The sequence below is a fragment of the Pseudomonadota bacterium genome (genome assembly GCA_039196715.1).
GTDB lineage: Bacteria > Pseudomonadota > Gammaproteobacteria > CALCKW01 > CALCKW01 > CALCKW01.
The window spans coordinates 30,493-43,159 of record JBCCUP010000012.1; the positions used below are offsets into that span (position 1 = coordinate 30,493).

General features: G+C 64.5%; 6 protein-coding genes. 5 read left to right on the forward strand and 1 reads right to left on the reverse strand.

The features are described 5' to 3' along the window. The 5 genes from AAGA11_06555 (at position 1) to AAGA11_06575 (ending at position 10,806) form a co-directional block, all read left to right on the forward strand. Complete coding sequence (locus AAGA11_06555; GenBank protein MEM9602504.1) at positions 1 to 834, forward strand: efflux RND transporter periplasmic adaptor subunit; 834 nt, start codon at positions 1 to 3, stop codon at positions 832 to 834. 13 nt (positions 835 to 847) lie between these two features. Next, complete coding sequence (locus tag AAGA11_06560) at positions 848 to 4,807, forward strand: Ig-like domain-containing protein (protein MEM9602505.1); 3,960 nt, start codon at positions 848 to 850, stop codon at positions 4,805 to 4,807. Between the two features lie 3 nt (positions 4,808 to 4,810). Beyond that, entirely contained in the window at positions 4,811 to 7,288 is a 2,478-nt protein-coding gene (locus AAGA11_06565) for an ATP-binding protein (protein ID MEM9602506.1), read from the forward strand. Then, positions 7,285 to 9,105: an EAL domain-containing protein gene (locus AAGA11_06570; protein MEM9602507.1), complete on the forward strand. Its 1,821-nt coding sequence runs from the start codon at positions 7,285 to 7,287 to the stop codon at positions 9,103 to 9,105. Before AAGA11_06565 ends, AAGA11_06570 begins: the two co-directional genes overlap by 4 nt. Before the next feature lie 327 nt (positions 9,106 to 9,432). Continuing rightward, a complete protein-coding gene (locus AAGA11_06575; GenBank protein ID MEM9602508.1) occupies positions 9,433 to 10,806 on the forward strand; it encodes a hypothetical protein in 1,374 nt (457 codons plus the stop codon). A 25-nt stretch (positions 10,807 to 10,831) separates the two neighbouring features. Here AAGA11_06575 and pyk read toward each other — a convergent pair whose 3' ends face one another. Next, positions 10,832 to 12,247, reverse strand: a complete 1,416-nt coding sequence (gene pyk / locus AAGA11_06580) for a pyruvate kinase (protein ID MEM9602509.1) — start codon at positions 12,245 to 12,247, stop codon at positions 10,832 to 10,834. Positions 12,248 to 12,667: the final 420 nt, after the last annotated feature.

Genomic DNA, 12,667 nt, shown 5'->3' on the forward strand with positions numbered 1-12,667 from the left:
ATGAAAATCCCCCACACACTTCGACCCCTCACCGTGCCTGTATTGGGCGGCCTGTCACTGCTGCTGTCGACGTCGGTCACGGCCAACGAGGCGGTCGACACACCGCTGGATTGCCTGGTGGAACCGAGCATGATCGTCGACCTGAGCGCACCCGAACCGGGTCAGCTCGACGCGGTATTCGTGCGCCGTAACGACGTGGTCAAGCAGGGCGATTTCATCGCCAAGCTCGAGAGCAGCCTCGAAATCGCGGCCGTCAAGCTCGCTGAGCACAGTGTCAACTCGCAGGCCCAGCTTGAACTGCGGCAGCAGAGTGTCGAGTACGGTCAGCGCACGCTGGAGCGCAATCGCACGCTGATGAAGACCTCCTCGGTGTCGCGCCAGCAGTTCGACAAAGTGGAAACCGAGTACGAGATTTCGCGTCTGCAGCTCAAGGACCAGCGGGAGCGCGCGGGGCGCTACCAGCTCGAGCTCGACCGGGCGCGTGCAGCGCTGGCGCGGCGATCGATTCAAACGCCGATCAGCGGGGTGATCTCCGAGCGCTACAAGAACGAAGGCGAGTACCTCGAGGGTCAACCGATCGTGCAGATCGCACGGCTCGACCCGCTGCACGTGAGTGTCATTGCCCCCTTGAGCTACCTGCCGCGGGTGCGCGAGGGCGCGGAGGTGCCGGTGCGCATCCTGGCCGGTGACGCCGACCTCGACGAGACCGCGCGCGTGACCTCGATCGACCGGGTTGCGGACGCCGCGAGCAACACCTTCGGTGTCCAGCTGACCCTCGCGAACGCCGACCTGCGCATCCCGGGCGGGGTGCGCTGCCAAGTGTCCTTCGACTGACTGGAGGACGCCCGTGGCTGTGTCGCGCGTTGATGTCGAAGTGCTCGAAACCCGTCTGCTGTACTCGGCAGACCTGCTGCCGTTCGGCGACGACGTGGCCGACGACAACGACGTCGCGCGCGTGTTTCCCGCCGCAGTGGGTGATGGTTCCACTGTCGAACAAAGCTACACGGTCGCCGCCAACGGTGTGATCGTCGTATCCGAATTTCAGGCCGAGTCGGGGCTGGATCGCTGGGTGTTGCTCGACGCGCCGACGCAGGGCACCGTCGAGCTCAATGGTAGCGCGGTCAATATCGGGGACACCGTCACCGGTACCCAGGTGCAAAACGGCGAAGTGAGCTATGTCTCGACTGTCGGTGGAGGCACAGCCACCAGCGATTCTGTCCGTTTTCAGCAAGCCGACGGTACAGGTACGTACGACAACTACGTACGGTGGAACCTCCGTATCAACCATGCGCCGAACGTGCAGGACGATGTCGTGCTGCTGACCAGTGGCCCCGCGTCGACGGCAACGTCCACGCTGCTGTCCAACGACAGTGATCAGAATGGCGACACCCTGGCCATCACGGGGTTCTCGTCGCCGTCATCCGGTGACCTAGAGCTGTCGTCGGCCAACACGCTGTCGTACAACTACACAGCATCATCAGACCCGTTTTCGACCAATCTCCAGGACACTGCGACTGTCGATGTCCGCGAGATTGACGCGAGCTACGTGTTCGCGTTGCCGCTGATCACCAGTGAGCAGGAATTGGTCAACAACATCACCCCGTCTGACGGGTCGATGACGTTGAGTAACAACGGCGAAGGTGCCTCGTTTACCTCGTCAAACAACGGCCCGGACTACGGGGCGTTTGACTTTCCTGACGCATTTCGTGTCGATGTCGAGTTCTTGCCGACAGACATCGATGACGGCGACAACGACCTGATTTGGAGCGTCGGCGCAGCTGCTGACCCGGGCTCTATCACGATGTACATCGACCAGCTCGACGACAACAAGAACTACCTGATCGCCCACATGGGCAACAGCGGCGATCTGCCCGATACCAAGGCCGAGCTGACAGGCGGACCGCATTTGTTTTTCGAGTTGAAAAGCTCGTTCGCTGAGAACGTCTGGCACTCCGCGAGCCTGGTTGTCGACACCGCCGGAATGGCGCACCTCTATGTTGACGGCAACCTGGAGCGTTCGCTGGATGTGAGTGGTACGGATTTCCAGGGCGGGGACTTTCGGGTTGGCAATGACATCTACAACCCGAATATCTTCACCTACTTTACGCGCCCGTTTGACGGTCAGATCCGCAACTTGTACGTGCGCGACCTGGCTGGCCATGGAACGACCGATCCGGTCGTCAACACGCTCACCTCGACGATATTCTTCAGACACTATGAAGACAGTGCGTCGGGAGCATCGGGCGACAGCTACGTGGTTGACCCCGACCTGATCAGCGTCGACTCGAGCGTGCTCGGGACGGCACCGCTCTCCGACAACGACACCTTCACCACCAGCCCCACGGTGACGCACACCTGGTCACTGGTGACCGATGGCGCTGTCGGTACGGCCACCGTCAACGGCGATGGGTCGTTCTCGTATATCCAGAATACCGCAACCAACACCAACGACAGTTTTACCTACCAGCTCAGTTCGGCGTACCGCGCGACGGCCGGTGGCGCGGTACTCTGGACCGACACCTCGACCGCCACGGTGGCGCTCGACGCCAGTGGTGTGGTGATTGGCTCGCGCCCGGTGGCGGTCGACGACGCGATCACGGTGGACGAAGGCGATTCGGCCCTACTGACGGCGACGCTGAACAACAGTCTGTTGTCGAATGACACCGACGGCGACGGCACCTTGTCCGTGGTGTCGAACACCAACCCCAGTTTCGGCACGCTCACGCTCAATGCCAACGGCACGTTCTCGTACACACACGACGGCTCGGAGAACTTCTCGGACTCGTTCACCTACGTCCTGCAGGACGCAGACGGTGACCAGGCGCTCGCGCCCGGCACCGTCAACATCACCATCAACCCGCTCAACGAGAACGCGCCGAACGCCGTGACCGAAACCCTGAGCGTGGCCTACGCCGGCACGCAAACCGTGTTGGACGGCGGCGCGACGAGCGTGCTTGCCAATGACTCGGACGTCGATACCGGCGACACCCTGCGCGCAGAGCTTGTCCTCCAGGCGACCAAGGGCACCGTGGTGTTGAACGGCAACGGCACCTTCGTTTACACGCACGACGGCGCACTCGGCGGGGGCACGGACCAGTTTACCTACCGCGTGCTCGATGCGGCCGACAACGCGACCTGGATGACGGTCACGATCAACATCACGGCAAATGGGGAGCCGGTCGGGCAGGCGGACGAGATCTCGGTCGACGAGGGCGGCACGCAGACTGAGCTTGATATGGTATTCGCCGGGACGCCTCCGCCGGGCGCTGGCACAAGCGTGCTGGAGAACGACTCGGACCCGGACGGCGACACCATCACCGCGGTGTTGCACACGGCGCCGGCACACGGCACGCTGACGCTGAACGCCAACGGCACCTTCAGCTACACGCACGACGGCAGTGAAAATTTCAGCGACGCGTTCCGCTACTCGGCCACGGACCAACACGGGTTGGCAGAGTCCTCTGAAACCGTGGTGTCGATCACCATCAACCCGGTCAACGACAACGACCCGATCGCCAACGACGACCTGATCCGGGTCGACCACGGCGCTTCCCGTGCGGTGCTGGTCGGTGGCGTGACCTCGGTGCTTGCGAACGACAGCGATCTCGACACCGGTGACACGCTGATTGCCGAATTGGTGCAGGGGCCAGGCAAGGGCACGCTGACGCTCAACGCCGACGGGACCTTCCAGTACCAGCACGATGGGGTCAGCGAAGGCAACGATTTTTTCCGCTACCAGGCGCGTGACGCGGCTGGCAACACCACCATCGCCCGGGTCGGTATTCAGGTCGCACCGCCGGACAACCCACCGCAGTTTCTCGGCGGTGACCAGCAGGTCCTGGTCAACGCAGGTGTGCCGGATCAGGCCGACCTTGGCGCGCAATTCAGCGACGAAGGGCCAATGACCTTCGAGATCGACAAGGGCGCTGAGCCGTTTTTCAGCATTGACCCCAACACCGGCGAGCTGACGATCAACGCCACGGCGTCGGACGTGGGCAACCACCGTTTTTCGGTCAAGGTCACCGATACCGCTGATCAGTCGATCACCAAGGTGTACCGCATCGTGGTGCTAGAGAGTGACACGGGTGGCACCGAGCCGGGAGCGCCCGGGTCTTCGCCAGACACTCCACCCGACACCGGTGGCGGCGATACGACCGACCCGGACGGTGAAACGTCCAACGCCCCTGGTGGCGAGGGGGAGGGTGAGGACGCGGCGGACACCGGTGAGGGCGGTGACACCGCATTGCCGGAGGATGCCGCCGGTGAGGGCGCGTTGAACACCTTGGCCGAGGGCTTCGCGGCGCTCTGGGGTGGCGGCGCCGAGGTCGGCGCCGTCGCAACCGGAGCCACCGCGGACGCGGTCAGTGCGGTCGACGTCAATGTGTTGACTTTTGAAGCGGGCGCCGGAACCGACAGGGCAATCGGCTTCGCCGGGTCGCCCGTCAGTGTCAGTTCGATCGCGGGCCTCGCGGGCCTGTCGCTCAACAACATCCTCGATAACACGGACAACCCCAGTACGGGCGCGCTGGTGGACTGGCGTCGCATCGGCCCAAGCTCGGTAAACGGTGTGGAGTCACAACTCGAAGTCACGCCGGCCGTGACCACGGCGACCGCCGCCACCGGGTTCTCGCTTGGCTACCTGCTCTGGCTGGCGCGCAGCGGCTTCCTGCTCAGCACAGTGCTCTCGGCGCTGCCGGCGTGGCGCAACATTGACCCCCTGCCGGTGTTGAACAGCGTGGCCGGGTCCCAGGACGGACGCGATGAAGACGACGACAAGTCGTTGAACGAATTGACCGAAGGAAAGTAACCCATGCGATTTCTCCGACTCAGCACGCGCTTCTACATCGCCCTGGCCCTGTCGTCGATCGTGACCTGCATGCTGGTTGTCGGGCTCGCCTTCAAGGTGTTGCCGGATCGCGAGGCGGTGCAAAGCCGGTCGATGAACACGCTCGCCGACTCGGTGGCGACCTCGGTGTCGTTGTTGGTGTCCTCGTCGCGCTACGGCGATATCCGCAACGTGGTTTCAGCCATGCTCGAGAGTGAAGAGGCCCCGCCGCGCGGTGTGTTGGTGCGCCAGGGCGACCGCACGGTGCTTTACGAACCGCCCGGCTTTGCGCCGACGCAGACCGCGTATCTGAGCCGACCGGTGTACTCCGGTCCGACCCTCTGGGGCAGTGTTGAGATCGAATACCAGCCACACGCGCTCGATGTCGGGGGCTACTTCACCGTGAGCTACACCTACTTCCAGGTCGCAGCGATCTCGCTGTCGTGCTTCATGGTGTTCTACTTCTTCCTCGGTCGCGTGCTGAAGCAGCTCGACCCGAGTCAGGCGATCCCGGACCGCGTGCAGGACGCGCTCGACAAGCTCGTCGAGTGCCTGATGCTGATCGACAAGGGGGGACAGATCCGCCTCGTCAACCGCAGCATGGAGCAGGTGGCGCAATCCGAGTCGCAGAAGCTGCTCGGGCGCTCCTACACCGCAATACCGTGGCTGTCCGGTGACGGTGAGCCGGTGGCAGCGAAAGACCTGCCGTGGCACCCCGAACGCGGCTTGCAATCCGGTGAGCGCCTCTGCATTGCAGCGGCCGACGGCAGCCTCAATTCCTACATCGTCAACTGCGCGGCCATCGTCTCGGACACCGGCAGCACCGACGGCACGCTCGTCAGCCTCAACGACGTCACCGAGATCGAGCGCATCCAGGGTGAGCTGATCGAGCAGACCGAGAGAGCCGAGATCGCGAACCAGGCGAAGTCGGATTTCCTCTCCAACATGAGCCACGAAATCCGCACGCCGCTCACGGCGGTGCTGGGTTTCGCCGATGTCATGAAGTCTTCGGCGTTCTCGAACGACGCGCGGTACCAGCAGTACCTCGACACCATCAGCCGCAGCGGCAACCACTTGCTGACGCTGATCAACGACATCCTCGACCTGTCCAAGGTCGAGGCCGGCAAGCTCGAAGTCGAGCTGCTGCCGATCGACCCCTGCCTGCTGCTGATCGATGTCGAAGACCTGCTGCGCGACCGTGCTGACAGCAAATCGGTCGGCCTGACCGCATCGATCGAAGGGGCGATTCCGGCCGAGGTGTCGTCCGATCCGGTGCGCTTCAAGCAGATCATCACCAACCTGGTGGGCAACGCCATCAAGTTCACCGAGGAGGGTGGCGTGCGCCTGGTGGCCCGCTACGACGAGGCGCTGCAGACGCTCTCGGTGAGTGTCCACGACACCGGCATCGGCATGACACCCGAGCAGGCGGGCAACGTCTTTCAGGAGTTTACCCAGGCCGACACCTCGACCACGCGCCGCTTCGGCGGCACGGGGCTCGGCCTCTCGATCTCGCGCAAACTCGCCAACGCACTCGGCGGCGACATCGAGGTCTCGAGCGTCATGGGCGAGGGCTCGACCTTTACCGTCTCCGTGCGGGCCGAGGCGCTGTCCGACGAGCGCATCACCGACCTCGACACCGTGCGGCACGCGCGCCAGCTCGCCGCGGCCCAGGCGTCGATGGTGCCGGTGTTCGCCGGCCAGCCGGTGCTCGTGGCCGACGACGCCGAGGAAAACCGCGTGCTCCTGACCGTGCTGCTCGAGGAGCGGGGCTTGACGGTTCACACCGTCGAGAATGGCCAATTGGCGGTCGAGGCGATAGCGGAGGGTGACTACCAGATTGTTCTCAGTGACCTGAACATGCCGGTGCTCGACGGCTACGGCCTCGTGGACACGGTGCGCCGCGACGGCTGTGAGTTGCCGATCGTCGCGCTGACCGCCGACGCGATGAAGGGCATGCGCGAGAAGGTCGTGGCAGCCGGTTTTACCGACTACCTGACCAAACCGGTCGAACTGCCAGCCCTCAACACCGTGTTGCAGCGCTACCTCGGTGAGGCGGAGTTCGTCCAGGCCGCCGAGCCCGAGGCACCGGCGGCGACAGGCGAGGGCGACGGCCTTGGTCTTTTGGAGGAGGCCGCTGAGGCCCCGACCGTCGATGTCTGTGCCTTGAGCACCAAAAATGAACGCATTCGCAGCATTGCGGAAAAATTCGTTGCAGAACATCAAGCAACAGTCGATAGCTTGACAACACTGCTGGATGCAGCCGACCGCGACGCGGCGCGCCAACTGGCGCACCGCATCAAGGGCACATCCGGCTCGATGGGCTTTATGAAGATTTCGGAGATCGCCGCCGAGATGGAGCAGCGTTTGCTCGCTGACGACCTCGCGGGTGCGATCGACGTGTTGCCGACGCTTCAGGGCATTCGACCCGTTATGACAACCGAGGCGCAAGACAGAGCAGCATGAACCCCGAGCGGCCCGGCGCACGCTTGCCGACCACGAGCAAGCCGTCGATCGACCAACGCGAAGCGATCAACGACGACCTGATCGAAAGCTTCGTCGCGAACGCGAAAATCGTCATCGTCGACGACGACCCGTTGTTGATTGAGATCCTCGTTGCCTACCTCGAGGACGCGGGTTACCAGAACATCGTCGCCGTGAACGATTCCCGCGAGGCACACGACACCATCGCGGGCCACAAGCCCGACTGCGTGCTGCTCGACCTCAACATGCCGCACGTGACCGGCTTCGACGTGCTCAAGGGGGTGCGAAACACGCCGGAGCTGCGGCACACGCCTGTGGTGGTACTGACGTCGTCGACCGACGCCCCCAACCGCCTGCGGGCGCTCGAGTACGGCGCGACCGATTTTCTTGCCAAGCCGGTCGACGAGAGCGAATTCGTGCTGCGGCTGCGAAACATCCTGATCGCGCGTGCCTTTCAGCACCAGTTGGCCTACATCGACGGGGTGACGGGGCTACCCAACAAACGCTTGTTCCAGGAGAAGGTCGACCGCGCGCTGGCCAAGCACCTCGAACAGAAAAAACGCTGTGCGATGCTGCACATCGACCTGACCCGCTTCCGCCGCGTCAACGACGCCCACGGACCGGCCTGCGGTGACAAGTTGCTGGCCGATTTTGCCTCACGGCTCTACATGCTCTCGCGCGACCACGACGTGGTCGGCCACGAGGTGCCCGACGCCTACCGCACCAACATCTGCCGATTCGGCAGCGACACTTTCTGCCTGCTGGTCACGGACATCACGTCGCCCGATGACATCGCTGCCGTGGCCCGTCGCCTGATCGACGCCAACAACGCCCAGCCCTTCCAGGTGGCAGGCGACAACCACTACCAGCGTTGTACCGTCGGCATTGCGGTGTTTCCGGAGGACGGCCTCAACGGCCAGGACCTGCTGGGCAAAGCCGAGATCGCGACCTACCACGCGAAATCGACGCCGGGTGACCATGCAATCGGTTTCTATTCGCACGAGATGAACGCGTCCACGCGTGAAAAGCTCCAGATCGAAGACGGTCTGAGCCACGCGATCGAGCGCAACGAGCTCTACCTCGCCTACCAGCCCAAGGTGTGCGCCAAGACGCAGAAGACCGTCGGCGCAGAAGCCCTGATGCGCTGGAACCACCCGAAGATGGGTTCGATTCCGCCGGGCAAGTTCATCGAAGTGGCCGAGGAAACCGGGTCGATCATCGAGATCGGCGCCTGGGCGATCGAGCGCGTCTGTGAATTTCTCGCGCAGATCGAGAGCCGTGTACCGGGGCTGCAGATCGCGGTCAACATGTCGATCAAGCAGCTCCACAGCAAAAATTTCGTCGAGTCCCTGCACGACATCGTGGAACGCCACGGCACCGACCCAAGCCGCATCAAGCTCGAGATCACCGAGAGCCTGATGATGGACAGCCTCGAGGACAGCCAGCGGTTGCTGAACCGGCTCAAGGAGCTCGGCTTCGCGTTGTCGATAGACGACTTTGGCACAGGTTACTCCTCGCTCCAGTACCTGCGCGCGCTGCCGTTCGACGAGATCAAGATCGACAGGGCCTTCATCACCGAACTGACCGACGAGGACAGCGTGTCGCCGGTCATGAACGCGATCGCGTCCCTGTCGCGTGATTTCGATCTGACGCTGGTGGCCGAGGGCGTCGAGACCAAGACCCAACTCGACCACGTCAACCGCATCGGCTGCGATATCGTGCAGGGGTATTTCTTCAGCCGCCCGTTGACCGGCGCGGACTTCGTCGAGTACTGCGAAAACCCGATGCCACCGCGTTGAGTGGCGTCGTTCGGGGCGCCGAGACCGACGCGGTGTCGTCGGTATGTGCGGTGCTTCAGGTGTGACCGGCCCGATAGCCCGCTTCGATCTGCGAGCTCGCTGTTTCACATCCAGAGCACGGCTGTGTCGATTGTTTCGCATTCGATCCCATTGATTTCGTGCGGTTTTTCGCACTTTTCCCGCCGTTGAGAAAACCCGTGCGTGTGCATCCCGTCCCGATTTAGTCTGGGCAAGACTGCGGCTGCTCGACCGAATTGCGCACCGGTTCGCACTTTCCTTCGGGTCGATCGAGCAGACTTGTGACCTCTTCGACAAGACGGGAAGACCATGACAACCCTGCGCCCGCTACCCCTTTTTGCCGCGCTGGTCGCGTCAATTGCTGCCGTGCCACCCGCCAGTGCAGCCACCTCCCTCAGCGCCCGCTACGTGATGCAAACCGAGAACGGCTGGCGCTTGCCTACGCTGGGTGAAGACATCACCTACGCCGTCTTCTACCCCAGTTGGTACGCCTCCCTCGGCGGCGGCGAAGCGCGCGCCGACGCGGTGGACCGCTGTGATCTGGTCGAGTTGTCCGTCGGCAACCACTTCAGCCCGCAGTGGCTGTGGGCGCTCGGTGCCGCTCAGTGCGAACAGCAGGAAGACGGCGGAGCGGGGGGCGATTTCAGCACCTACAACCTCCGTCTCGAGCGGCTGATGGCCGACGTCGAGGCTCCGTTCAACGCCTACGTCGGCCTCGGTGTGAAGGGCGCATCCTTCGATGACGAACCGCCGACCTCGCGCAGCGAGGACGTCGAGGCACGGGCGAATGTCGGCATCCAATTGCGCGGCAAGGGGCGCTGGGCGCTGCGCCTGGACCACGCGCAGAGCGCGCAGGGCTACAAGCAGTCCACGCTGTCCCTGTTGGCCTATTTCGGCGGTCGCCCGGACGCCGAGGCGCTGGCGCCCGACACACTCAGTGGCGACGCGGACACCGCGGACTCGGCGCAGTACCTGCCGGCCGCGCCCGCGGTGGCTGAAGGCGAATCCGCGACATTGAGCCCGGCGCCGGTCGAGGCGATTGCGGTCAGCACGCCCGAGACGCCGGCGGTGGTGGCGCTGGATGCGCCGTCGACCCGGACACCGGCCGAGGCGTCGACAGAGACGGCTTCAAGCGCGCCACTCGAATCCGTGTTGGTTGAAACCGAGTCGACCCCGGAGGCGTCGACGGCGGCGGAGGACGCGGCCGAGCCTGTGCTCGTCCAGGCTGACAGCGACGCCGAAACCGAAGCCGAAGCCGAAGCCGAAGCGGCGGTACCCGAAACCGAGGCTGCAAACGACACCGTCGCGGTGGCTGCGGTCGATGCGACACCCGAGCCGACCCCCGCGCCAGCTGCAACTGCCGCCCCGGCGCAAGCCGAAGAAACCGGCATCTGTCCGCCTCTGAGTCGACCGCTGAAGTCGCTCGCGTTCAACAGCGCAGGCGAACTGAGCGCGGGCAGCGCCGAGCAACTGCGCGCGCTGGCAGGCACGCTCGCGCGTCGCGACAACGCGATCGCTCGCATTGCACTGCCGAGCGGACGCGGCGCTGAGGCCGCGGCGGCCAACGCCGTCGCCGTCATGCGAACGGCCCAGCCGGTCACGGACGGTCGGGTGGTGGGCGAGGTGATCGACAACCTGCCGGTGTCGGTCTTCGAGCTCTACCTCGTCAAGGCCGGTTGCTGAGCCACTGCGCGGACCCGTGTCCCCCTCAGGGGACGCGGGCGATCCGCAGCAGGTTCGTGCGACCCGGTTCACCAAAGGGCATCCCGGCGGTGATCACGATGGCGTCGCCCACCTCGGCATAGCCTTCGTCGCGCGCCGCTGAACAGGCGACTGACACCATCGAGTCGACGCTGTCGATGGTCTCGCACAAGGCAGGCCTCACGCCCCACACCACGGTCATCATGCGCGCCGTAACCGGGTAGCACGTGAGCCCGAGGATGGGCGAGTGCGGCCGCTCCCGTGCGCAACGGAGGGCGGTTGCACCGGAGTCGGAGTAGCAGACGGTGGTGGCCACGGGCATCACCTCGGCGACGCGACTCAACGCGGCGGCGATCGCGTCGGCGGCGCGCCGCTGACGTATCGGTTGCGCCCGGTCGACAAGCTCCTGGTAGTGGGGGTCCTGCTCGACCTCGCTGATGATCCGGGCCATGACCTCGACGGCCTCGACCGGGTACTTGCCAGCGGCGGTTTCGGCCGAGAGCATCACGGCGTCCACACCGTCGTAGATTGCGTTGCCGATGTCGTTCGTCTCTGCCCGGGTCGGCGTGGCCGACTCGATCATCGACTCGAGCATCTGCGTTGCGATGACCACCGGTTTGCCGGTCAGGCGGCTGTAGCGCACGATGCGCTTCTGCACCGGGGGTACCTTCTCAGGCGGCAGCTCGACGCCCAGGTCGCCGCGCGCCACCATCACCGCATCCGAAAGATCGACGATCTGCTCGAGGCTCTCGATGGCCTGGGGCTTCTCGAGTTTGGCCATGATCTTGGCGCGGTCGCCGACCAGCGCGCGGGCCTCCTCGAGGTCACTGGGCCGCTGAACGAAGGAAAACGCCACCCAGTCGACGCCGAGGGACAAGCCGAACTCGAGGTCGCGTCGGTCTTTGTCGGTGACAGGCGAGATGTTCAGCGTGGCGTCCGGCACGTTGACGCCCTTGCGTTCGGACAGCTTGCCGCCGACCACAACGCGGGTCTCGGCGTGGTCGGGACCGCAGGACACGACCTGCAGCTTGACCTTGCCGTCGTCCAGCAGCAGCCGGTCGCCCGGGTTCAGCGCCGCGAAGATCTCGGGGTGGGGCAGGTTGACGCGCGTGGCGTCGCCCGGTGCGGTGTCGAGGTCGAGCGCGAAAGGCGCGCCCTCGGCGAGTTCGACCGGGCCATCGCGGAACACGCCGACGCGCAGCTTGGGGCCCTGGAGGTCCATCAGCACGCCCAGCGGGTGTCCGACCTCGGTTTCGATCGAGCGGATCGCTTCAACGCGTTCGCGGTGGTCGTCGTGTGAACCGTGGCTGAAATTCACTCGGAACACGTTCACACCCGCCTGCGCCAGGGCCAGGATGTCGGCACGGGTGGAGGTTGCCGGGCCCAGGGTTGCAATGATTTTCGCGTTTCGAGATGACACAATCGGGTCCTGGAGTGCGCGCCGAGGCGGCGGTATCGCCGTCTCGGTCTGTTCAAACCCCGAAGTCTAGCGCATCCACCCGCCCGACTGTGCTGCACGTCATGGCAGTGTCAGCTGCCGAGGCCGTCGTATACTGCAAGCCCGGGGTGTAGTTCGAACGGCATGTCGACTACACCATCCCACTTTTGGGGCATTGCCCCGCCACCCGACTTTTTGTACCGTGCCGGCAGCGCTTGAGTCGTGGCGCGGTGCGGCAGCTCGCCACCGTGCCGCGGCAACGCGGTTCGGCACGCGCCGTCACCGTGTGGCCGGCGCGCTCAGCGACCGCACCGCGCTGCGTGTCTCAAATGTGCAGCATGGTGCACAAAATGTGGCCGAACGTCCTGGCATCGGCGTGCGGTTGAGAGAGAATTTGGTATAAAA